We start from the raw sequence: 22,556 nt of genomic DNA, 5'->3' as shown, positions 1-22,556 counted from the left end.
TTACAACTCCCTGCCTATATATCTGTCTGTTCGAATTCTAAGGACTCATGCTCAAGCTGAAAGGCATCATGAAGGGCATTGACTGCCTTGACAAGATCCTTCTGCTTGACCAGCACCCAGATGGTTGTATGGCTGTCCGCTGACTGGAGGATTCTGATGCTTTCCTCTGAAAGTGCCGTGACAATCTTTGAAGTGACACCCGGTACTCCCGCCATTCCTGCTCCCACAACGGAAACCTTGGCACAATGCCGCTCAAGCACCGGCTCATGGCCCAGCTGCTCAAGCGTTTTGACCGCTTTGTCAGCCATATCCTCAGAAACGGTATATACAACGCCGTTCGGCGAAATATTGATAAAATCGACGCTGATCTGTTCATTGGCCATTGCTTTGAAGACCTCTGCCTGCAGGTTGTACTGGTCCTTTTTGGCAAAGACCTTGATCTGCGTCACATTGGACAAATGCGCGATGCCGGTTACAGGGCGCTCTTTAATATCGCTGCCGCGGCTGTTTTTATTGATGCTTGTGACCAGTGTTCCAAGTCCGTCGGAATAAGTGGACCTGATTCTGATCGGCACCTTGGCCTGCATGGCGATCTCCACCGCACGGGGATGGATGACCTTGGCTCCCTGATAGGCAAGATTGCAGACCTCTGTATAGGTGACCACTGAAAGCGCCCTTGCATTCTCGGCGATGCGCGGGTCGGCCGTCATGATGCCTTCTACATCTGTAAAGATATCAATCCACTCTGCCTGAAGCGCAGCCCCGAGAGCAGCGGCTGATGTATCGCTCCCGCCTCTGCCGATGGTCGTGATATCGCCATTCTTGGCTGCTCCCTGGAAGCCTGCCACTACGACGACATCGGATTCCTCAAGCTCCCTGAGCAATCTGTCGCATTTCATTTCAATGATCTTCGCGTTCGTGAAATCGCTGTTGGTCCTGAAGCCGGCCTGTGCACCCGTCAATGCGGATGCCTCGATGCCTTCTTCCTTCAGCATATTGGTGAACACAATGCTCGAAATGGTTTCGCCGCATGATAAAAGAAGATCATTTTCCCGCTTGCTGATTTTGCTGCCGCTCCCGCCGATCAGCGATAAGAGGGTATCAGTTGCGTATGGATCTCCCTGCCGCCCCATTGCGGAAACAACAGCCACTACTTTATAGCCTTCCGACAAAGCTTTTTTAATATGCCTTTTTGCGTGCGCCCGGCTGCTGTCATCCCGTACGGATGTGCCTCCGAACTTCTGGACGATTATCTTCATCGTAACACCTCAAAAATATCCGTTTCCACTTATTTCACCAATTCCAGTTTGATTAAGCTTTCAGCGATCTGCACAGAATTCCAGGCAGCGCCTTTCAACAGGTTATCAGAGACTACCCACATGTGGAAGCCTTTGTCATTGTCAAGGTCCTTGCGGATCCGGCCGACAAAGATATCGTTTTTGCCTACACAATCTGCAGGCATCGGGTAGATTTGGTTTTCAGGATCATCCTGAAGCACAACACCAGGGGCATCCTTAAGGATGTCTTTGATTTCCTGTGCATCCACACCTCCGGCTTCCAGCTCAAAGTATACTGACTCCGAGTGGCCGGTTGCTACAGGCAGGCGGACACAGGTAGCCGCCACCTGAAGATCAGGCATATCCATGATTTTTTTTGTTTCGTTGATCATTTTCATTTCTTCAAATGTAAATCCATTATCCTGGAACATATCAATTTGAGGGATGGCATTAAAGGCAATCTGATAATGCTTTTTGTCGCCTTTGACCGGAAGGATCTTCGGCTCATGCTCTTCATTATTAATGATCGCCTTAGTCTGGCTGTACAGCTCTTCAACTGCCGCAGCGCCAGAACCGGAAACAGCCTGATACGTAGAAACAATGACCTTGCTCAAGCCATGCTTCTTCCGCAGCGGTTCAAGGGCTGCAACCATCTGAATGGTAGAGCAGTTCGGATTGGCGATAATCCCATTATGCTTTTTAAGGTCTTCTTCATTCACCTCAGGGACAACGAGCGGCACGTTTTCCGACATGCGGAATGCGCTTGTATTATCAACCACAATGGCGCCATGCTCAACAGCATGCGGAGCGAGCTCTTTTGAAACGCCGCCGCCTGCTGAGAATAATGCGATATCTACACCGGCAAAGCTCTCCGGCTTCGCTTCTTCCACTATATATTCATTTCCTTTATAACTTACCTTTGTGCCGGCTGAGCGGGCAGAAGATAGTAAAGTTAATTTCGATACAGGGAAATCTCTGCTTTCTAAAGTCTGCAGCATCTGCTGTCCAACAGCTCCGGTAGCTCCGACGACTGCAACGTGAAATCCTTTTTTGTTCTCCATCCAAAACTTCCCCTTCCAGCATACAAAATGATTAATCGATTTTAGGCTGCTTTTTCTTTTACAGGCAATATAAGAGGACGGCAGCTGTTGATTTCTTCGCCACCGCCATTCTTATTGTAGTATAGCATTCACTATGCTTCCAGTATATGAGATGATGGTCCAATGATTGAATAGCTGGACAAACTCATATTTAATATTTTCATTTTAACATATTCACCCGTTAAAGAAATAAACTTTTTTGTGATGGAAGGTGCAGAGATCAGTTGCCGTCTTTATAGCGTTCAACAATGACCGGCTGGAGCTGTTTTCCCGTGATGGCCGCTTCAATCGTTTCTGAAAGCAGGGTCATTCTGGCAACCATGGAATTGGGCTTCTTAACTGGATCATCCTGTCCGAATGGGATGAAGTAAATATTCTTCACTGCCATCAGCCTCATCAGATTCATTCCGTTCAGCCCAAGGGCATCATTTGTGGAGATGCCGACTACAACAGGACTCTGATTCCTGAGCGTTGCCTTTGCCGCCATCAGGACCGGGGAATCTGTCATCGCATTGGCGAACTTGCTCATGGAGTTTCCTGTCAATGGCGCAATGACCATGCAGTCCAGCGGTATCTTCGGTCCGAGGGGTTCTGCCTTTACAATTGAATCAATCACCTTATTGCCAGTCAGGTTCTCGATTCTCGCAATCCAATCCTCCCCCGCTCCAAATCTCGTTTCAGTATTCTGAACAGTGCCGGTGACAACCGGGAGCACCTCTGCTCCTGCATTGACAAGCTTTTCAATCTCAGGGAATACAGCATCATAAGTACAATGTGAACCAGTAAGGCCAAACCCGATCTTTTTACCTTTAAGCGTCATGGTATTGCCCCCTTTTATTTTGAAAGTCATCGGCCAGCAGAAGGGCCAGCACATTGGCCAGAATCTGCCCTGCTGTTTTCGGGGCAACGATTCCTGGAAGTCCCGGGGCCAGCAATGCCTTGATGCCCCTCTTTTCGGCATAGCGGAAATCTGTCCCGCCAGGCTTTGATGCCAGATCAATGATCAAGGTATGGACCGGCATCTTGCTGATGACCGAAGCACTGACAATCAGATGCGGTATGGTGTTAATGCAAATGTCCGTATCTTTGACAAATGACTGAATATCATCCAAATGGAACGGAGTGAGCCCCATTTCAGTAATTCTCGCAATATGCTCGCTTTTTCTTGCGCCAACCTTTACCTTTGCCCCTAAAGAGTGAAAGGTTCTTGCCACACTCATACCGACTCTGCCCAGGCCAAGCACCACCACATTGGATCCGTGAATGGTAAAATCAGTGTGCTGGATGGCCATCATGATCGTCCCTTCAACAGTCGGAATCGAATTATAGATGGCAATGTCGTCCCTCTCAAACAGCTGCACCAGCCTTCTGTCATTCTGACTGGTGATAGCATCCAGATAGGAATTTGTAATGCCGGAATATATGGTGCAGTGCGGCTGTGTTTGGGCGATCATATCTTCTGTTAAAAACACTTTCTCATTTGAAAATATAGTCTCAACCTGCCCTTCCAGATTGGTGCCTGGCACAGGCAGGATTATGCTATCCAGAGCTGAAAAATCTACTTCATCCACTTTCTCCTTCGATGCTCCGGTAAAAGCATGATCCAGCTGCTCAAAGCCAATCAGCAAGAGCCTGGCATCCAGTTCTGTCAGCTTCCTGATGATCTCCAGCTGCCGGGCATCCCCGCCCATCACTGCTATTTGCATCCCTGTCAGCATGAAATATTCACCTTCTTCTAAAGAATCTTACAGGAATCTAAAGTCTCATACATAACTACTCCAACATCCTATGACAGCAACCCAGATAAGGTGAGTTTTTTAAGGCAGAAATATGGGCGGACAGATAATGCTGAAAATAAACCTAAACCAATGCGGAGGACGCTTGTCTGAGAGAACACTATCAAAAGTCCATAATGGCAAAACAAAAGGGGTGCAGAATGAAAGATCATTCCGCACCCCTTTTGCCATCAGCCGCATGCTTCACTAACGGCCGCCACGCCTTATTCTGCTGATCAGCTGTCATCATCAGGCATATCAATGATAATCATATCATTGCCGATTTTCTTGATATGCTGCCAGGGCACTGTAATTTCCCCTCCCTGACGCTTCAGGCCGAACCATTTCAGCGACGGAATGAGGAGGGCCTTGATTTGTCCGTCCTTTTCATTTATTTCAAGGTCAGTCTGGCCCAGCACTCCGAGGCGCTCAGCTTTTTTCGCATCAACTATTTCCTTCCCGCTCAGCTCACTGAGTCTCACGCAAATCCCCCCAGTCTTTGTCCTCAATATATATTTACGGCAGGAAATTGATTTTAGAAGCATTCCATCTTTTCGATTGATAAAAACATAGGGGGACAAGGTGAGGGTTTTTGCTGGAGGCACTGGCACCCTCTATTCTGAAAAATGACTTTTAGAGGGGGTTAGTTGGATGGACTAACACCCTCTATTTTGTAAATTGACTTTTAAAGGGTCTTAGTTGGATGGACTAACACCCTCTATCCCGCAAAATGACTTTCAGAAAGCCTTAGTCGGCCGGACTAACACCCTCTATCCAGCCAAACTGGCTCTCATAGGGCCTTAGTTGACCGCACTAACACCATCTATCAGGCATTCTGGCTCTCAGAAGGCCTTAGTCGGCCGGACTAACACCCTCTATCCAGCCAAACTGGCTCTCATAGGGCCTTAGTTGACCGCGCACTAGCACCCTCTATTCCGCAAAATGACTTTCAGAGGGCCATAGTCGGTCCCACTAGCACCCTCTATCCAGTTTCCCCAAAGTTCCATCTGAGCTTTGGCCAAAATATAACAAAAACCCGGCACTCACGCCGGGTTCAAGTCACTTCTCTATTTAAGCCAGATTCTTTGGCAGTACGCCGTCAGGGCTGATCAATGAAACAGAGAATTGGTCTGAGAAGATGGAGTTTGCCATTTCGTTGACTCCCGCTTCTGAGACTTTATCAATTTGTTCGACTATCTCATCGAGTGAACGGTGCCTTCCGAGCAGCAGTTCGTTCTTGCCATTGCGGCTCATGCGGCTGTTTGTGCTTTCAAGGCTCAGCATCAGGCTTCCCTTCATCTGTTCCTTGCTGTTTTTCAGCTCTTTCTCAGTGATGCCATCCCTCTTCAATGTAGCAAGCGTTTCCTGGATTGTTTCAAACAGTACATCCAGCTGCTTGGCTCCGGTTCCGCCGTAAATCGTAACCATTCCCGTATCCTGGAATGAAGAGTGATAAGAAAAGACAGAGTATGCCAGTCCTCTTTGTTCTCTAACGTCCTGGAACAGGCGGCTGCTCATGCTTCCGCCAAGGATATTGTTCAGAAGAATCAGGCTGTACATATCTTTATGGCCGACTGGAAGCCCTTCATAGCCTAAGCATAGATGAGCCTGTTCAGTCTCTTTTTTCCGTGAGACCCGGTTTGAGTGAAAAACAGGCTTTTCCTGATTTCTTTCCTGCTTTCCGGCTTCATAGGAGCCGAACAGCTTCTCCACTTCCTGGATGAAAGAATCGGAGATATTGCCGGCAATGGAGATGACAACATTTTCAGGCGTATAAGTTTCATGCATGTACTCCCTTAATGTGTCCCCTTTAAAGGTCTCCAATGTTTCCTCAGTCCCGAGGATCGGATAGCCAAGCGGATGGCTCTCATATATAGCCTTGCCGAGAAGATCATGGACGATATCATCTGGCGTATCTTCATACATCTTGATTTCCTCGAGCACAACATTTTTCTCTTTATTTAATTCTTCATCCACAAAGGTGGAATTAAAGAACATATCGGCCAGTACATCAAGTGCAAATTTAGAGTGTGTATCAAGGACCTTGGCATAATAGCATGTGTATTCCTTTGATGTGAATGCATTAACCTGGCCGCCAATGCTGTCAAAGGATTCTGCTATCTCCCTGGCTGTCCTTGTTTTTGTCCCTTTAAAGAACATATGCTCCAGAAAATGAGAAACTCCGTTATTGCCGGGATGCTCATTCCTTGAACCGGTCCCGATCCAGACACCGATTGCAACTGAACGGACCGTCGGTATATTTTCCAGAACTACTCTTACACCATTTTGGCATGTATATTTCTTTATCAAAGCAACTCCTCCTGTTCTCTATCCTGGTGCATTTAGCGCGGTTTAGTTAGTATAGCTCATTATTGTTATTTTTTCCAAAATCCTGTTTATCTATCACTTTTTATCCATAATACGCTCTTCGCTTAACAATCTTGAAACTGAGGCAATTTCAAAGTCTTTTCCTTTGATTTGCGTGATCATACTGTCGAGTGACTTAGCTGTAGAATCGGTTGGATGCATTAAAATGATTGCTCCATTATGCACCTTTGGGACCACTCTGTTCAGCAGCTCTTCCGGGGAAGGCTTCCGCCAGTCGACTGTATCGAGGCTCCACATGACCGTCTTCAGTTTCTTTTCAGCTGCAATCCTGACCGTTTCATCCCGGTAGCTTCCGCTTGGGGGAGCAAACCAGGTGACTTCCTGTCCGGTTGTTGCTTTAATGACCTGGTTGGTCTTTTCAATCTCTTCCCTGATGCGGGCCGAGGATATGGTTTTCATATCCGGATGGGTAAAGGAATGATTCCCGGCTTCATGCCCTGCTTCGGTAATCATCTTGGCAAGCTCAGGATTCTGCTGGACCCATCTTCCTTCAAGAAAAAAAGTGGCTGTTACCTTATGTTTCTTCAAGGTGGCAAGCATCCCTGATAAGTACTCGTTTCCCCATGCAACGTTTATGATGAAAGATACCATAGGTTTGTCGGGATTTCCTTTATAAATGGGGGCAGGAGGCAAATCACCCAGTTTCTTTTCTGGTTCAATCTGCTCCAGCACCAATTTGTCGGGATCGAATTTCTTCTCGCCCTTCATTTTTTTATACGATGCCTCTACATCAACCTTTACCCCATTGTAGCCGGGTATAGCCTTCCAGACCGGGTCGATCCTGGCATCTTGTGGAGCTATGTAATAGTTCTCAGATTCCTTCTCTATCCTTTGTAAAAGAGAATCTGACTCTGCTGTGACAGCAAGGCTATCCATTTTCAGCTGCGATACATAAAGATCTGTAAAAGGGTTATTGACCAGCATCAGCGAAAAAGCACCGATCAGCAGCATACCAGCTAATTTCTTCATTTTCTCAGCCCTCCTTCACTAATTTTTATGTGAAGGGTGGACAGGGTAGAACAGCGGCTGGAAATATACTGAGGGCTGCAGATGCCATGGTTCTGTATGTATAGAAAAAGCCAGGGATCTCCCTGGCTTTAAAATCCGGCTGCAGCCAAAGCCGGCAGGAAGCTGCAATTCGTCTGCGTCCCCGGCATGCCGGCCAAGCCTTCATCTTATGATGAACCGGTAAAAATTAATCCTGTGCCTTCTCCTGCTTTTCGCGCTGTTCCTTCAGAACTGCTTTGCGGGAAAGGTTGACTCTGCCCTGCTTGTCGATTTCTGTTACTTTTACAAGCAATTCGTCTCCAAGTGACAGGACGTCCTCCACTTTGCCTACGCGCTCTTCGGCAAGCTCGGAAATATGAACCAGTCCGTCTTTTCCGTTGAAGATTTCAACAAAGGCACCGAACTTTTCAATTCTCTTGACCTTACCAAGGTACATCTGGCCGACTTCAACCTCGCGGACAATGTCTTCGATGATCTTCTTGGCCTTGTCGTTCATTTCCTGGTCTACAGAAGAAATGAAGACAGTTCCATCCTGCTCGATGTCGATCTTAACGCCAGTTTCTTCAATGATCTTATTGATCTGCTTTCCGCTTGGCCCGATAACATCGCGGATTTTGTCCGGATTGATTGTCATCGTCAGGATCTTAGGCGCATATCTGGAAAGTTCCTTCTTCGGCTCTGCAATGGTTGCAAGCATAGAGTCGAGGATTTGCATCCTGCCTGCTTTCGCCTGCTGGAGCGCTTCTTCAAGGATTTCGCGGGAAAGCCCCTCAATCTTGATATCCATCTGCAGAGCTGTTACACCCTTGGATGTACCTGCCACCTTAAAGTCCATGTCTCCAAGATGGTCTTCCATCCCCTGGATATCAGTAAGGATTGAGTAATAGTCGCCTGACTTGATAAGCCCCATGGCGATGCCTGCTACAGGAGCCTTAATCGGAACACCGGCATCCATCATCGCAAGTGTGCTCGCACAGATGCTTGCCTGGGAAGTAGAGCCGTTCGATTCAAGAACCTCTGAAACCAGGCGGACTGTATAAGGGAAATCCTTTTCATTCGGGATAACCGGCTCAAGAGCACGTTCACCAAGAGCTCCATGCCCGATTTCACGGCGTCCCGGACCTCTCATCGGCCCAGTTTCCCCTACGCTGAAGTTAGGGAAATTATAGTGGTGCATAAAGCGTTTCTCTTCTTCGATGCCAAGTCCGTCAAGGATCTGGACATCACCGAGTGCGCCAAGCGTACAGATGCTCAGAGCCTGGGTCTGTCCCCTTGTAAACAGCCCTGAACCGTGTGTGCGCGGCAGCAGGCCGATTTCAGAAGACAGGGGACGGATTACATCAAGGCCGCGGCCGTCCGGGCGAACCTTTTCTTCAGTGATCAGTCTGCGGACTTCAGCTTTGACAAGCTTGTCCAGCACCTTTTTCACCTGTTTGATGGTCTCATCGTCTGCTTCCTGCTCTTCATATTGTGCCAATACTGCATCTTTCACCGTTTTAATGGCCGCTTCACGCGCATGCTTTTCCTGCACCTGAATGGCTGAAACCATGTCCTTCTCGGCTGCTTCGCGGACCTTGGATTCAATGTCAGCATCTATTTCATATAATTTGATTTCTGTTTTTTCTTTTCCGACTTCGGAAACGATCTGTTCCTGGAAGGAAATCAGGCGTTTGATTTCTTCATGGCCATACATAATGGCTTCAAGCATTGTTTCTTCCGGCACTTCATCTGCACCGGCTTCAACCATGTTGATGGCATCCTTTGTACCTGCTACAACAAGATGCATATCGCTCTCATTCTGCTGCTCCACAGTCGGGTTAATGACAAACTCGCCATTGATGCGCCCTACTGTGACACCCGCAATCGGGCCGCCGAACGGGATATCAGAAACACTCAGTGCCAAAGATGAACCAAACATAGCGGCCATCTCGGAAGAGCAGTCCTGATCAACGCTCATTACCATACTTACAACCTGGACCTCATTGCGGAAACCGTCAGCAAACAGCGGGCGGATCGGCCTGTCGATCAGGCGGCTGGCCAGAATGGCCTTTTCACTTGGGCGGCCTTCACGTTTAATGAAGCCTCCAGGTATTTTCCCAACTGCATACAAGCGTTCTTCGTAATTGACTGTCAGCGGGAAAAAGTCAAGGTTTTTTGGCTCTTTTGATGCTGTTGCTGTACTGAGGACTGCTGTATCTCCATAACGGATCAGCGCTGCTCCATTGGCCTGCTTTGCAAGCTGCCCGATTTCCACTGTAAGCGTACGTCCGGCCCAGTCCAAGGAATAAATCTTCTTATCTTGTCCCATTGCTTTATAAACCCCTCTCTGCGTGTAAACTTTTTAGAGGTTTAGCGAATTATTGTATTAGCCTAAACCATCGTAAAATTCTTTTATAAATCAAAAAAAGACATAGTTGTATTTAGTATGCACAATTTCTATGTAAAAAATCAATCTATGTATACAGAAAGCCTGCTTTTTTATAAGCCGGCTTTCTGTAAATATCACTTAAAGACGATAAAAAAGCGGGAAAAAATCCCGCTTTCAATACTATCGGCGTAAACCAAGCTTAGTGATTAACTCACGGTAACGAGTAACATCCTTGTTACGCAGGTAAGTCAATAGGTTACGGCGTCTACCTACCATCTTAAGAAGACCGCGGCGTGAATGGTGGTCTTTCTTGTGAGTGCGTAAGTGATCGTTTAAGTTGTTGATTGATTCTGTAAGGACAGCGATTTGAACTTCTGGAGATCCAGTATCGTTCTCATGAGTTTTGTACTCATTGATCAGTTCATTTTTACGTTCTTGAGTGATTGCCATCCTGTTCACCTCCTAATGTTTATCCCCTGTCACTGAGCAAGCGTCGGTGACTCGACTTGCCAAGCAAAGGTTCTTATTTTTGGTACGTTTATAAGAATACAGCTTTTCAGGACAAAAATCAAGTTAAACCTTCATTATTTTCAAAGTAGCCGACAGCTGCGTCTTTATCCCTCGAAATTTGGGCAACCAGTTCGTCTACGCCTGAGAACTTCCTCTCTGAACGCAAATAGCGGTGCCATTCTATCTCTACTTCAGAGCCGTAAATTTCCCTGCTGAAATCGAAGAGGTGGACCTCTATTGAGGGCCGGTCGGCAGCCGGCTTATTGAATGTCGGTTTATAGCCGACATTGCAGACGCCTTCTACCCAGCTCCCATCAACGCGCATCCTGGCGGCATACACCCCTGTCGGCGGATAGATATAGCTGGTTCCGATGTCGATGTTTGCGGTTGGAAAGCCGATCGTCCTGCCCCGCTTATCTCCATGGATGACAGTGCCGCGCGTGGTATAATATCTGCCCAGCAGTCCCGGAAGTTCTTCTGTATGCCCCTCTCTGATTTTCTGGCGGATGAGGGTGGAACTGATTTTTTCCGTGCCGTCTGTGAGCTTGTCGACCACGGTGTATGTAAATTCTTCCCTTGAATGAAACGGAAGGGTCTCCATTGTGCCTTTGCCCATCCTGCCATAGCTGTAGTCGAAACCAGCCACTATATGCCTGGCATTGAGACCGATCAGGTATTGGTCAGCAAACTCCTGGGGAAGCAGGCTGGCAAAGCTGCTGCTGAATTCGACGACAAATAAATAATCGGCGCCAAGCTTCGATATCTCTTTGATTTTATCTTCAAGAGGCGTTATATACTCTATATGCTGTACGCTTTTCCCCAGTACGACAGAAGGGTGGGGATCAAAGGTCATGACTGCGCTTTTCAGCCCTTTTTGCTCTGCCGCTTTTTTCGCTTCAAGAATGACTTTCTGATGTCCGAGATGAACCCCGTCAAAATAACCCAGGGCCATGGACAGCCCGGGAAAATCCGTTCTGGCAAATTGATGGGGATGTTTAATAGCAATGACTTCCATTGATGATACTCACCTTTTTCTATTGCTGGATACTATGCTTCGTTTCTAAGCACTTTTGACGGCTTCATAAGGCCGGGCTTTGCCGGATGGTGAAGATAGATGGCCAGGGCAGTCCCTGCCTCTGTCTGGACGACAATCGGGCCTGTTTCTTTCTCCAGGAAATCCGGTATATTCAGAAGTGCTCCATTTTTTACTTTCTCTGCAACTGTATCACTAATCGTGTATTTCGGCAAATGAGAAATCCCCTCTTCGAGCGGCCTGATTTTTGCTGCAAGCTCACCGCTTTCCTGTAGAGCTTCAATGTCTTTGAATGTCAGGCACTCTTCTTTCGCAAAAGAGGCTGAGCGGATTCTTTCAAGGCCCGACATATGGGCAGGATAACCCAGCGCTTCACCGATCATTACAGCAAGCGTACGGATGTAAGTCCCTTTGCTGCATTCGACCCGGAAGCGGAAAGAAGGATTGGGCCCTTCAAATTCCTGCTCCTCGCTCAGCAGCTCGATTGAGTAGATGCTGACCTTTCGTGTCGGCCTCTCTACCTCGATTCCTTTTCTGGCATATTCATAAAGCCTTTTGCCATTCACCTTTACAGCAGAGTACATAGGCGGCGTCTGTGTGATCTCACCCTTTAGATTCTCAAGGACATCGATGACTTGTGCTCTTGTAACTCTACCGGCAACAGGTTTTTCTTCAATTTTTTCACCAGATGCGTCTTCTGTTGAAGTGGAAAAGCCTAGTGTGACTTCGCCCTCATAAGCCTTTCCGGCATCGGTGATATATTCCGCGACTTTTGTGGCCCTGCCAATGCAGATGGGAAGGACTCCCGTCACATCCGGATCAAGTGTGCCGGTGTGGCCGATCCTTTTCATCCTCAGGATTTTGCGCAGCTTGAATACACAATCATGGGATGTCATCCCTTTAGGTTTAAATAACGGTATGATTCCTTCCATTTCCATACCCCTCCAATACTATATGTACGCTGGCTCCCCGGCCTGGACAGCCAAAAAAAGGATAGACCAGAGTCTATCCTTTTCCGGAAGCTTATTCTTTATCCTGTTCTTCTTTAGATTGGCCTTCTTCCTGGATTTTATGAAGAAGTGTATCAATGCGATTTCCATAATCGATTGATTCATCAAACTCAAAGATGATTTCAGGTGTTTTGCGAAGCCGGATGCGCTGTCCAATTTCTGAACGGATGAACCCTTTTGCTTTGGCAAGTCCTTTGAGCGTGTTTTCCCTTTTCTCTTCATCGCCGAGAACCGAGATATACACGGTTGCCTGCTGCAGGTCTCCGGTAACAGCAACATCAGTTACAGTCACAAAGCCAATGCGGGGATCCTTGATCTTTCGGCCAATGATCTCGCCAAGCTCTTTCTTCATTTGTTCTCCAACTCTGTTTGCTCTATGGCTCATATGATCACCTCTTGTTAAAGCCACTCTATATCTGTGATTGTCCGTTCTATTTCCGGAAACGAATCGATTAGCTTGAGAGCGTTCTGCAGCTCCGCTTCAGCGGAGACACGGGCAGAAGCAACTGCCGCAACGGCAATTTTAGTCCTCTGCCACGTATCCTGGAAATCAACTTCAGCAACAGACAGATTATGCCTCTGCCTGAGCCGCATGATGATCCTCTGCAGAACAGCCCTTTTTTCTTTTAAAGAATGTGCATCATAAATCATGCATTCGCAGGCTGCAAGGCCAACTACCATTAACGTTCCACTTCTTCCATGATATATGCTTCGACAACGTCTCCTTCTTTTACATCATTGAAATTTTTGATGGTAATTCCGCACTCGTAGCCCTGGCTGACTTCTTTCGCGTCATCCTTAAAGCGTTTGAGGGCATCGATTTCGCCTTCAAAAATGACCACTCCGTCTCGGATGAGGCGGATGCCGCTGTCACGTGTGATTTTCCCATCTGTAACATAGGAGCCGGCAATCGTTCCAACCTTTGATACCTTGAAGGTTTGGCGGATCTCAGCCTGGCCGATGACTTTCTCTTCGAATTCCGGATCAAGCATGCCTTTCATGGCTGATTCGATCTCGTCGATCACTTTGTAGATGATTCTGTGGAGGCGAACATCCACTTCCTCAGTATCTGCTGCACGCTTCGCATTATTATCAGGCCTTACGTTAAAGCCGATGACAATGGCATTTGAAGCAGCGGCAAGGGTGATGTCTGATTCATTGATCGCACCGACTGCTGTATGAATGATCCTTACATTGACACCTTCAACATCTATTTTATTCAAGGCAGCTGCAAGCGCCTCGGCGGACCCTTGAACATCCGCTTTGATAATGATGTTTAGATCTTTCATTTCCCCTTGTTTCATATGTTCAAACAAGTTATCAAGGCTGACGCGCGTCTTTTCGCTTCTCTGGGCCTGGATCGCCTGCTGTGAACGCACTTCGCCGACCTGGCGGGCTGTTTTTTCATCCTTGAATACGACAAAGCGGTCGCCTGCAAGCGGCACATCATTCAGACCAGTGATTTCAACCGGTGTGGATGGACCTGCTTCTTTGACGCGGCGGCCAAGATCATTGACCATTGCACGCACACGTCCAAACGTCGTGCCGACTACGATTGGATCGCCGACCTTAAGTGTTCCATTCTGGACAAGAAGGGTAGCAACTGAACCCCTGCCTTTGTCAAGCTGTGCTTCAATGACCGTTCCGACTGCATTGCGGTCAGGGTTGGCTTTGTATTCTTCAACCTCGCTGACAAGAAGGATCATCTCAAGCAGGGAGTCGATTCCATCTCCAGTCAGGGCTGAAAGCGGAACAAAGATCGTTTCTCCGCCCCACGCTTCAGGCACAAGTCCGTGCTCTGTCAGTTCCTGCATCACGCGGTCAGGATTGGCAGCAGGCTTATCCATTTTGTTGACGGCAACGATGATCGGCACCTCGGCTGCCTTTGCATGGTTGATTGCTTCTACAGTCTGAGGCATAACTCCGTCGTCAGCTGCAACAACCAGGATTGTAATATCCGTGATCTTTGCTCCACGGGCACGCATAGTCGTAAACGCGGCGTGTCCCGGTGTATCAAGGAAAGTAATCTTCTTGCCGTTTTCTTCTACCTGATAAGCACCGATATGCTGGGTGATTCCGCCGGCCTCGCCTGCAGTCACCTTTGTGTTCCTGATGCTGTCAAGAAGAGTCGTTTTACCATGGTCAACGTGGCCCATGATCGTTACGACAGACGGCCTTTCAGACAGTTCAGCACTTTCATCTTCTGTGAAGTAAACCTCAAGGTCAGTTGTATCGATGAGGATTTCTTCCTCTACTTCCACGCCGTATTCACCGGCAATCAGCTCGATGGCATCTTTGTCAAGATCCTGGTTGATCGTAGCCATTACGCCAAGCATAAAGAGCTTTTTGATAATTTCTGAAGGTTCACGGTGAAGCTTCTTAGCGAGCTCCGCCACAGTCAATGAATCACTGAAGGTGATTTTAGCCGGAAGTTCTTTTTCTTTGCGGGGCTGAGGAGCATGGTTAGTATGCTGCTTCCCTTTATTCTGGTTATTGCGGTTGTTGCGGTTTTTATTATTGTTATTGTTGTTGTTCTTATTGCGGTTATTGTTGTTATTGCCGCGGCTGCTGTTATTGTTGTTATTGTTTCCAAATGACTTGGATTGATTGCCGCCGCCTGAACGGTTTGCCGGTGCAGATGGCCTTGCTTTGTCGCGGCTGCCGCTATTGCTGTTCTGCTCGCCTGAAGCTTTTGGCCTTGGCTGGCTGTTCTGCTGCGGCTTTTGATTTCCGGCTGACTGATTAGGCCTGGCTGGTTTAGTGTCGGCCTTTTTGCCGAAAATTTCATCCAGCTTTTTAACAGCATCGTTTTCAATCGTTGTCATATGGTTTGAAACTTCCACGTTCATGTCTTTCAATTTTGTAATAACGTCTTTGCTTGAAATATTGAATTTCTTTGCATATTCATAGACGCGCATTTTACTCATATTTTCACCCCCGGTAGAATTAATCGAGCAGCGTCAACAGTTTTTTTGCAAACCCGCTGTCAAGGACAGCCACAACTACACGTGCTTCTTTTCCGATCGCTTGACCAAGAAGGTGACGATTTTCCACTATTTTATATGGAACGTTATAGGATTTACATTTGTCTGTCACTTTTTTTGCTGTATTCGCAGACGCATCTGCTGACAGCAGCACGAGCTTCGCCTTGCCGCCCCTTATTTCTTTGACGGAGAGCTCTTCACCCGATATAATCTTGCGTGCTCGATTGGCCAAGCCAAGCAATGACATCCATTGATTTGAGTTCATCAGGATAGTCGTTTCTCCTTCTCTATGAGCTCTAAAAGCTCTTCATATATAGAATCATCCACTGCTGCATCCAGATGATTTGAGAGTATGTTTTTCTTTTGTGCTGATAAGACTGCTTCTTTATCTCTGGAAAGATAAGCTCCCCGGCCTGACTTTTTCCCGGTCAGATCCAAAGAGACCTCGCCTTCCTTAGAGCGAACGATGCGAACCAGTTCTTTTTTCGGCTTCATTTCACCGGTAGCGACACATTTACGCATGGGAACCTTTTTATTCTTGTTCACGATCATTCACCCTTTCTTACTCCCTGTGTTCATCTGCGTCATAATCAGATTCAAAATCTGCCTCTTCTTCCGCAGTGAAGTCTGTATCAGTATCATAATCCGCATCATCAGCGTAATCTTCTTCATCAAAAGTAAGAAGTGACTCTTCACGAGGGAAAATGCCTGATTCACGGGCTTCAGTCTCAGATTTAATGTCGATTTTCCAGCCGGTCAGCTTGGCAGCAAGGCGCGCATTCTGCCCGCGCTTCCCGATTGCAAGCGAAAGCTGGTAATCCGGCACGATTACGGTTGTTGCCTTATCTTCTTCATTCACAATAACATCCAGCACCTTGGAAGGGCTCAATGCATTGGCTACAAAGACAACCGGATCCGGCGACCATTTAACAATGTCGATCTTCTCGCCTTTCAGCTCATTGACGACTGCCTGTACACGAGTCCCTTTTGGACCTACGCAGGATCCAACCGGATCGACTTCGCTGTTGTCAGCATGAACTGAGATCTTGGAACGGTCTCCCGCTTCCCTTGAAACCGATTTAATTTCAACGGTGCCGTCATAAATTTCAGGCACTTCAATTTCAAACAGGCGCTTCAATAAGCCAGGATGCGTCCGGGAAACAAAAATCTGCGGCCCTTTAGTCGTTTTCTCAACTTTCGTGATAAAAACCTTGATCCTGTCATGAGGCTTATATTGTTCATTCGGCATCTGCTCATTGGCCGGAAGGATGGCTTCGATCTTGCCGAGGCTGACGTAAATGAATTTAGGGTCCTGCCTCTGTACGATCCCGGTCATGATGTCTTCTTCGCGGTCGATGAATTCTGAATAGATGATCCCGCGCTCTGCCTCACGGACACGCTGTGTTACAACCTGCTTCGCAGTCTGTGCAGCGATTCGGCCGAAGTCCTTCGGAGTGACCTCTAATTCAACCACATCTTCAACCTGATAATTCGGGTTGATGCCCTTGGCTTCATCAAGGCTGATTTCAAGACGCGGGTCAAAGACCTGCTCTACTACTTCCTTGCGGGCAAAAACCCTCATCGTTCCGCTTCCAAGGTTCAAATCGATGCGGACATTTTGCGCCTGGTTGAAGTTTCGGCGGTAAGCTGAAATCAAGGCTGCTTCAATGGCCTCAATAATGATATCCCGAGAAATTCCTTTTTCTTTTTCCAGCAACGTCAGAGCATCCAGCAATTCACTGCTCATGAGATTGTATCCCCCTTTAATCTCCTAAATCTCGTTTCTTCCTTATGAGAAAGTAACTGCCAAACGGGCATTGGCCACTTTTTCATAAGGAATGGAAATTGTTTTTATTCTTGTTTTGACCCTGACTTCCACAGTCACTGTCTCACCATCAAATTGAGTGAGCTTACCTTCAAACGTTTTTTCGCCATCTATTGGTTCATACGTTTTAATGAGGACATTTTTTCCGATTGCACTTTTATAGTCCTTCTCTTTTTTCAGAGGGCGTTCAGCACCCGGCGATGAGACTTCCAGGAAATAGTTATAAGGAATAGGATCGAGTTCGTCGAGCTTTTCGCTGAGCCTTTCGCTGACAAGGCCGCATTCTTCAATGTCGACACCCTGCTCCTTATCAATAAATACGCGAAGGAACCACTCTTTTCCTTCTTTCACATATTCAATATCAACCAGCTCCAGATTGAGTTCATCCACAATAGGGGTGACCAGCTCTTCGACGGTTTCAGTCACTTTGCTCATAATTTCCCTCCTTTGGTGTTAAGGCATCCTTAAACCCGTATGTAATATCCCGGGATGCTCAGGCCCATGCCTGTAAAAAGCCCGGCCCCGGCATTTAAAGAGACCCCCCTCTAAGGGGGGGCTTTCAGCCGGAACATGCTTCTTTCACAGAGCAGATGCCTGGAGAAGCGTTCAGAAATTAGCGTACACAACACGAAAGAGTGGGTTGCCCCACTCTTTTTCGAGAGTTATCCTTAGTATTTCCAATAAAACTATACCATAACCAAATTTTTTATGCAAATGGAATAGCCGTGCTGGCAAGGGTTTGCCATGCCAGCAGAGTCAGCAGCCAAACGTCTGGTTTAGAATAATGACAGCTGGTTTTGATCAGGGAGCGACTCCAGGCAGCCGTGATTATCCAGGTACTCAAGGATTGTTTTGGAAATCCTTCCTCTTTGCTGGAGATCTTCTTTAGAAAGAAACTCCCCTTCTCCCCTTGCCTTTACAATGTTAAGGGCTGCATTTGTGCCAAGCCCCGGTATTGCATTGAATGGCGGGATGAGAGAATCGCCGTCGATGATGAAATCAGTTGCATCCGAACGGTATAAGTCCACTTTCGAGAATTTATAGCCGCGTTCGTTCATTTCCAGAGCAAGCTCCATGACGGTAAGAAGGTTCTTTTCCTTTGGAGATGCGTCAAGTCCTTTTGCATTGATTTCCTCGATCTTCGCCCTGATCGCCTGGGATCCGCGGACCATTGCTTCCACATCAAAGTCTTCAGCCCTGACCGTAAAGTAAGCCGCATAGTAAAGGAGGGCATGGTGGACTTTGAAATAAGCGATCCGGACAGCCATCAGCACATAGGCGGCAGCATGTGCTTTCGGGAACATATATTTAATCTTTTTGCAGGAATCAATATACCATTCCGGCACTTCATTTTTTCGCATTTCTTCTTCCATATCATCAGAGAGTCCCTTTCCTTTACGGACCGACTCCATGATCTTAAAGGCAAAGGCAGGCTCCAGCCCCTGATAGATCAGATAGACCATAATGTCATCACGGCAGCCTATTACTTCACTCAGAGTACAGATGCTGTTATGGATAAGCTCCTGTGCATTGCCGAGCCATACATCCGTCCCGTGCGACAGGCCTGATATCTGGACAAGCTCAGAGAAAGTGGTCGGCTTTGTATCCTCAAGCATCTGGCGGACAAAGCGCGTCCCGAATTCCGGTATGCCAAGCGTCCCTGTTTTACACATGATCTGATCTTGAGTAACGCCCAATGATTCAGTCCCGGAGAAAATCTTCATGACCTCGGGATCATCAGTCGGTATTGTCTTAGGGTCGATCCCGCTCAGATCCTGGAGCATCCTGATGACAGTCGGGTCATCATGGCCGAGTATATCGAGCTTCAGGAGATTATCATGAATTGAATGGAAGTCAAAATGGGTCGTCTTCCATTCAGATGTTCTGTCATCGGCCGGAAACTGGATCGGCGAGAAATCGAAGATATCCATATAGTCAGGGACAACGATGATACCCCCCGGATGCTGGCCGGTCGTTCTTTTTACGCCTGTGCATCCTGATGCAAGGCGGTCAATCTCTGCACCGCGGATCTGCAGGTTGTTGTCCTGCTGATATGCCTTAACATATCCGTAAGCCGTTTTATCTGCTACAGTGCCGATCGTTCCCGCACGGTAAACATTGTCTTCACCGAACAATACCTTTGTGTAATTATGTGCCCTCGGCTGATATTCGCCTGAGAAGTTCAAGTCAATATCAGGGACTTTGTCCCCTTTGAATCCAAGGAACGTTTCAAACGGGATGTCATGGCCGTCTTTGCGGTAGGGAATATCGCAGGTCGGGCAGTTTTTGTCAGGAAGATCAAAGCCCGATCCGACAGAGCCGTCGTTAAAGAACTCGGAATGCTTGCAGGCCGGGCAGACATAATGCGGCGGCAGCGGGTTTACTTCCGTAATCTCGGTCATGGTTGCGACAAAAGAAGAACCGACCGATCCCCGCGAACCAACGAGATACCCATCATTCAGCGATTTTTTTACTAGCTTATGAGAGATGAGATAAATAACGGCAAATCCATGGCCAATGATGCTCTTAAGCTCTTTTTCAAGCCTGGCCTCGACGATTTCCGGCAGTTCATCCCCGTAAATCCGCCTTGCCATGTCATAGCTCATATTGCGCATTTCTTCATCCGCACCATCGATTTTCGGAGTGTACAAGTCGTCCTTGATCGGTTTAATGGAATCAATCATGTCGGCAACTTTATTCGTGTTTTCGACAACAATTTCCTTTGCCTTTTCCTTGCCGAGGAAGGAGAAGGCGTCGAGCATTTCATTGGTTGTCCGGAAATGTACATCCGGGAGCTGGTGGCGGTTCAGCGGATTGGCGCCGCCCTGTGAATTGATCAGGATCTTCCTGTATATTTTATCAACAGGATTCAAGTAATGGACATTCCCGGTAGCTGCGACAGGGATGTCCAGTTTTTCACCAAGCTTCACGATATTCGAAATGATTTCTTCCAGTGCTTTTTCATCCCTGACCAGCTCCAATTCAATCAGGTGTGCATAGACAGCTTTTGGATGGACTTCAAGATAGTCGTAAAAGGAAGCCAGATCTTCAGCTTCTTCCGGCCCCTTCTGCATCATCGCTTCAAAAACCTCGCCGCGGTCGCAGCCAGAGCCGACAAGGATACCTTCCCTGTACTTTTCAAGCAATGAACGGGGAACCCTCGGAACCCGGTAAAAATAGTTCATATGTGAAATGGATACAAGTTTAAATAAATTCTTAAGGCCCGCCTCTGTTTGGGCCAGCAGTGTGCAATGGGACGGACGCGCCCTTTGGTAGGCATTGCCCTTGCCCATATTGTCATTAAGCTGATTATGATATTCAATGCCTTTTTGCATAACCTCTTTGAGCATCTTGATCAATAGATAACCTGTAGCTTCAGCATCATAAATGGCTCTGTGATGCTGTGTGAGCTCAACATCGAATTTCTTTGCCAATGTGTTCAGGCGGTGGTTCTTCATCTCAGGAAGCAGGAATCTTGCTAGTTCCAGAGTGTCGATGACAGGGTTGGCGGCTTTGCCGAGACCATATCTTTTATACCCTGTATTCAAAAAGCCCATATCAAATGAAGCGTTATGGGCAACCAGGATATCATTCTGGGACCACTCTTTAAACCTGCGGAGCACCTCTTCTACCTCTGGGGCATTCCTGACATCGTCATCCGTGATGCCTGTTAAATCTATCGTTGTCGCTGACAGAGGATGATGCGGGTTCGCAAATGATTCGAATCTGTCTATGATTTCGCCGTCATGTATTTTGACAGCCGCAAGCTCGATGATCGTGTCATAAACAGCGGAAAGCCCTGTTGTTTCGACGTCAAAGACGATATACGTACCTTCTGCCAGAGGGATCGGGGCAGAATTATAGGCAATCGGAACGCCGTCATCAATCAGATTGATTTCGACTCCGTAAAGGATTTTAATATCATTTTTCTTTCCGGCACCAAATGCCTCAGGGAATGACTGCGCCACGGCATGGTCTGTAATGGCAATCGCCTTATGTCCCCATTTTTTCGCCTGTGATACCAGCGCACTTACCGATGAAACTGCGTCCATCTGGCTCATAGGCGTATGAAGGTGAAGCTCGACCCGTTTCTCGTCTTCCGGTGCCGTGTCTTTTCTCAGGACCGGCTTAATCTCATTAATGTCGTTTCCGATCATGACCAGGTCACGAACAAAAGTATCATTCTGAATGCTTCCGCGCACCTTCACCCACATGCCTTTTTGGACATGCTGGAACAGGGCTGCATCTTCTTTATCGCGCGAGAACATTTTGACCATGATGGAGCTTGTATAGTCTGTGACCTTAAAAGTCAGCAAGGTCCTGCCGCTTCGGAGCTCTTTTGTTTCAGCTGCAAAAATAAAGCCTTCAACCGCAACCCTGCGCTCTTCATCCACAATTTCCTCAAGACGCCTGAAGTCGGCATCGTCCTTGATGGTAAGGCCGATAGAAAGCGGTCCCTGCAGCTCGCCGGAGCCTGAGTCTCCCTCGGCTTCTTTTTTCTGCATATCGATCATTGCCTGGCGGCCCCGTTCCTGATCTTCCTGCTGCTTTGCCTTCAGGAATTGCTCATATTCGGCGTTTGATGAGGAATCGGCATTTATTTCTGTATCGATTGTCAGCATGGGAAAGCCAAACGTCTGGAAGACATTCGCTATCATGCCGGCATACTTCCGCTTGATCGCCAGCCCTTCCATTTCATTGCGGACATTCAATATGACTTTCGTTCCCTGAACCTTCGGCGTCTGTTCATTCAGAAGCTTGATCAGCGGAGGTGATATCCCCTCGATTTCCTGGATGCAGCTTTTCCAGTAATCCAGGAGAAGCTCTTGTGTGAAGTTCTGGTCTGCCACTTCTATCGTAAAAGATGTGTTTGCTATATGTGAAAATGTTTTTTCAAGCTGGACAGAAAACCGGCTGAAGACACTGCATGGCAGGATGCTGTCAAACATGAAGTAAAAATGCCATTTCTTCGCTTGCTTTTCTATTACCACTTTGTCTATTTGTGCATTTTCGAAATGCTTTACAAAGGCATCTTCTGTGAGTTGAAGCTGCTGGAGCAAGAGGTGGAATCGCTCTTTTTTGCCTGTGGCATCGCTCATCGTTCTCTCTCCTATCCTTAAAATCTATTTTCTATTTGTGATTGTTTTTTTGGTTAGAAACATTAGTCATTATACCATAAAGAGTGGGTGTGTTTTGAAAAAGAAATAGTGTGAAAATGAAGTTGGTTTTAATTTGGCATGTCTACTTTTTAAAGTCTTTTACATTATCAATTAGAACA

Annotated in this window: 20 protein-coding genes; 1 reads left to right on the top strand and 19 read right to left on the bottom strand. The window is 47.2% G+C overall.

The features are described from left to right. Positions 1 to 14 precede the first annotated feature (14 nt). The 4 genes from dapG to dpaA all read right to left on the bottom strand — a co-directional run bounded on the left by dapG (position 15) and on the right by dpaA (position 4,095). Complete coding sequence (gene dapG / locus N288_RS09345) at positions 15 to 1,259, bottom strand: aspartate kinase (RefSeq protein ID WP_009791641.1); 1,245 nt, start codon at positions 1,257 to 1,259, stop codon at positions 15 to 17. A 29-nt stretch (positions 1,260 to 1,288) separates the two neighbouring features. Further along, the gene (asd, locus tag N288_RS09340; RefSeq protein WP_009791642.1) at positions 1,289 to 2,338 is read right to left on the bottom strand and encodes an aspartate-semialdehyde dehydrogenase; all 1,050 of its coding nucleotides are present in this window, start codon (positions 2,336 to 2,338) and stop codon (positions 1,289 to 1,291) included. Between the two features lie 259 nt (positions 2,339 to 2,597). Next, positions 2,598 to 3,197 carry a dipicolinate synthase subunit B gene (locus N288_RS09335; protein WP_009791644.1) on the bottom strand — a complete coding sequence of 200 codons (600 nt, stop codon included), beginning with the start codon at positions 3,195 to 3,197 and terminating at the stop codon, positions 2,598 to 2,600. After that, positions 3,187 to 4,095, bottom strand: a complete 909-nt coding sequence (gene dpaA, locus N288_RS09330; protein WP_022543727.1) for a dipicolinic acid synthetase subunit A — start codon at positions 4,093 to 4,095, stop codon at positions 3,187 to 3,189. Before dpaA ends, N288_RS09335 begins: the two co-directional genes overlap by 11 nt. A gap of 127 nt (positions 4,096 to 4,222) precedes the next feature. Between dpaA and N288_RS25085 the strand changes: the two genes are divergently transcribed. Beyond that, positions 4,223 to 4,363, top strand: a complete 141-nt coding sequence (locus N288_RS25085) for a hypothetical protein (RefSeq protein ID WP_022543726.1) — start codon at positions 4,223 to 4,225, stop codon at positions 4,361 to 4,363. Between the two features lie 25 nt (positions 4,364 to 4,388). Here the strand turns inward: N288_RS25085 and N288_RS09325 are convergent, their stop codons facing one another. The 15 genes from N288_RS09325 to N288_RS09255 form a co-directional block, all read right to left on the bottom strand. After that, the gene (locus N288_RS09325) at positions 4,389 to 4,634 is read right to left on the bottom strand and encodes a YlmC/YmxH family sporulation protein (protein ID WP_022543725.1); all 246 of its coding nucleotides are present in this window, start codon (positions 4,632 to 4,634) and stop codon (positions 4,389 to 4,391) included. A gap of 589 nt (positions 4,635 to 5,223) precedes the next feature. Next, on the bottom strand, positions 5,224 to 6,462 hold the full coding sequence (locus N288_RS09320) for a M16 family metallopeptidase (RefSeq protein ID WP_022543724.1): 1,239 nt from the start codon (positions 6,460 to 6,462) through the stop codon (positions 5,224 to 5,226). A gap of 93 nt (positions 6,463 to 6,555) precedes the next feature. Then, positions 6,556 to 7,509 carry a polysaccharide deacetylase family protein gene (locus tag N288_RS09315; RefSeq protein ID WP_009795992.1) on the bottom strand — a complete coding sequence of 318 codons (954 nt, stop codon included), beginning with the start codon at positions 7,507 to 7,509 and terminating at the stop codon, positions 6,556 to 6,558. Between the two features lie 226 nt (positions 7,510 to 7,735). Then, positions 7,736 to 9,856, bottom strand: coding sequence for a polyribonucleotide nucleotidyltransferase (gene pnp / locus N288_RS09310; protein ID WP_009795994.1), 2,121 nt, complete (start codon positions 9,854 to 9,856; stop codon positions 7,736 to 7,738). Between the two features lie 240 nt (positions 9,857 to 10,096). Continuing rightward, positions 10,097 to 10,366, bottom strand: a complete 270-nt coding sequence (rpsO, locus tag N288_RS09305) for a 30S ribosomal protein S15 (protein WP_009795996.1) — start codon at positions 10,364 to 10,366, stop codon at positions 10,097 to 10,099. Positions 10,367 to 10,484: 118 nt separating this feature from the next. After that, positions 10,485 to 11,441, bottom strand: a complete 957-nt coding sequence (ribF, locus tag N288_RS09300) for a bifunctional riboflavin kinase/FAD synthetase (protein WP_009795997.1) — start codon at positions 11,439 to 11,441, stop codon at positions 10,485 to 10,487. A gap of 32 nt (positions 11,442 to 11,473) precedes the next feature. Then, complete coding sequence (gene truB, locus N288_RS09295) at positions 11,474 to 12,391, bottom strand: tRNA pseudouridine(55) synthase TruB (RefSeq protein WP_022543723.1); 918 nt, start codon at positions 12,389 to 12,391, stop codon at positions 11,474 to 11,476. Positions 12,392 to 12,482: 91 nt separating this feature from the next. Further along, the gene (gene rbfA / locus N288_RS09290) at positions 12,483 to 12,854 is read right to left on the bottom strand and encodes a 30S ribosome-binding factor RbfA (RefSeq protein ID WP_022543722.1); all 372 of its coding nucleotides are present in this window, start codon (positions 12,852 to 12,854) and stop codon (positions 12,483 to 12,485) included. A 14-nt stretch (positions 12,855 to 12,868) separates the two neighbouring features. Beyond that, positions 12,869 to 13,150, bottom strand: a complete 282-nt coding sequence (locus N288_RS09285; RefSeq protein WP_009796000.1) for a DUF503 domain-containing protein — start codon at positions 13,148 to 13,150, stop codon at positions 12,869 to 12,871. Beyond that, a complete protein-coding gene (infB, locus tag N288_RS09280) occupies positions 13,150 to 15,396 on the bottom strand; it encodes a translation initiation factor IF-2 (protein ID WP_022543721.1) in 2,247 nt (748 codons plus the stop codon). The genes N288_RS09285 and infB overlap by 1 nt, the downstream gene beginning before the upstream one ends. A gap of 19 nt (positions 15,397 to 15,415) precedes the next feature. Beyond that, entirely contained in the window at positions 15,416 to 15,718 is a 303-nt protein-coding gene (locus N288_RS09275) for a YlxQ family RNA-binding protein (protein ID WP_009795854.1), read from the bottom strand. Beyond that, positions 15,718 to 15,999, bottom strand: coding sequence for an RNase P modulator RnpM (gene rnpM / locus N288_RS09270; protein ID WP_035403514.1), 282 nt, complete (start codon positions 15,997 to 15,999; stop codon positions 15,718 to 15,720). Before rnpM ends, N288_RS09275 begins: the two co-directional genes overlap by 1 nt. Positions 16,000 to 16,015: 16 nt before the next feature. Further along, positions 16,016 to 17,200, bottom strand: coding sequence for a transcription termination factor NusA (nusA, locus tag N288_RS09265; RefSeq protein WP_009795856.1), 1,185 nt, complete (start codon positions 17,198 to 17,200; stop codon positions 16,016 to 16,018). A 42-nt stretch (positions 17,201 to 17,242) separates the two neighbouring features. Beyond that, the gene (rimP, locus tag N288_RS09260) at positions 17,243 to 17,716 is read right to left on the bottom strand and encodes a ribosome maturation factor RimP (protein ID WP_170939423.1); all 474 of its coding nucleotides are present in this window, start codon (positions 17,714 to 17,716) and stop codon (positions 17,243 to 17,245) included. A 338-nt stretch (positions 17,717 to 18,054) separates the two neighbouring features. Continuing rightward, complete coding sequence (locus tag N288_RS09255) at positions 18,055 to 22,377, bottom strand: PolC-type DNA polymerase III (protein ID WP_009795859.1); 4,323 nt, start codon at positions 22,375 to 22,377, stop codon at positions 18,055 to 18,057. Positions 22,378 to 22,556: the final 179 nt, after the last annotated feature.

Origin of the sequence: Bacillus infantis NRRL B-14911, from assembly GCF_000473245.1 — a bacterium.
In the GTDB taxonomy this organism is placed as follows: Bacteria; Bacillota; Bacilli; order Bacillales; family Cytobacillaceae; genus Bacillus_AB; species Bacillus_AB infantis.
The sequence above is the reverse complement of the archived record's forward strand: the minus strand, read 5'-3'. Positions and strand labels throughout refer to the sequence as shown.

What these genes read in the sequence shown, in the direction of transcription:
- nusA (WP_009795856.1), bottom strand. Translation starts at nt 17,200, where the DNA reads ATGAGCAGTGAATTGCTGGATGCTCTGACGTTGCTGGAAAAAGAAAAA.
- asd (WP_009791642.1), bottom strand. Translation starts at nt 2,338, where the DNA reads ATGGAGAACAAAAAAGGATTTCACGTTGCAGTCGTCGGAGCTACCGGA.
- rpsO (WP_009795996.1), bottom strand. Translation starts at nt 10,366, where the DNA reads ATGGCAATCACTCAAGAACGTAAAAATGAACTGATCAATGAGTACAAA.
- rbfA (WP_022543722.1), bottom strand. Translation starts at nt 12,854, where the DNA reads ATGAGCCATAGAGCAAACAGAGTTGGAGAACAAATGAAGAAAGAGCTT.
- pnp (WP_009795994.1), bottom strand. Translation starts at nt 9,856, where the DNA reads ATGGGACAAGATAAGAAGATTTATTCCTTGGACTGGGCCGGACGTACG.
- N288_RS25085 (WP_022543726.1), top strand. Translation starts at nt 4,223, where the DNA reads ATGCTGAAAATAAACCTAAACCAATGCGGAGGACGCTTGTCTGAGAGA.
- N288_RS09255 (WP_009795859.1), bottom strand. Translation starts at nt 22,377, where the DNA reads ATGAGCGATGCCACAGGCAAAAAAGAGCGATTCCACCTCTTGCTCCAG.
- truB (WP_022543723.1), bottom strand. Translation starts at nt 12,391, where the DNA reads ATGGAAGGAATCATACCGTTATTTAAACCTAAAGGGATGACATCCCAT.
- N288_RS09275 (WP_009795854.1), bottom strand. Translation starts at nt 15,718, where the DNA reads ATGAACTCAAATCAATGGATGTCATTGCTTGGCTTGGCCAATCGAGCA.
- dpaA (WP_022543727.1), bottom strand. Translation starts at nt 4,095, where the DNA reads ATGCTGACAGGGATGCAAATAGCAGTGATGGGCGGGGATGCCCGGCAG.
- N288_RS09285 (WP_009796000.1), bottom strand. Translation starts at nt 13,150, where the DNA reads ATGGTAGTTGGCCTTGCAGCCTGCGAATGCATGATTTATGATGCACAT.
- N288_RS09335 (WP_009791644.1), bottom strand. Translation starts at nt 3,197, where the DNA reads ATGACGCTTAAAGGTAAAAAGATCGGGTTTGGCCTTACTGGTTCACAT.
- dapG (WP_009791641.1), bottom strand. Translation starts at nt 1,259, where the DNA reads ATGAAGATAATCGTCCAGAAGTTCGGAGGCACATCCGTACGGGATGAC.
- infB (WP_022543721.1), bottom strand. Translation starts at nt 15,396, where the DNA reads ATGAGTAAAATGCGCGTCTATGAATATGCAAAGAAATTCAATATTTCA.
- N288_RS09315 (WP_009795992.1), bottom strand. Translation starts at nt 7,509, where the DNA reads ATGAAGAAATTAGCTGGTATGCTGCTGATCGGTGCTTTTTCGCTGATG.
- ribF (WP_009795997.1), bottom strand. Translation starts at nt 11,441, where the DNA reads ATGGAAGTCATTGCTATTAAACATCCCCATCAATTTGCCAGAACGGAT.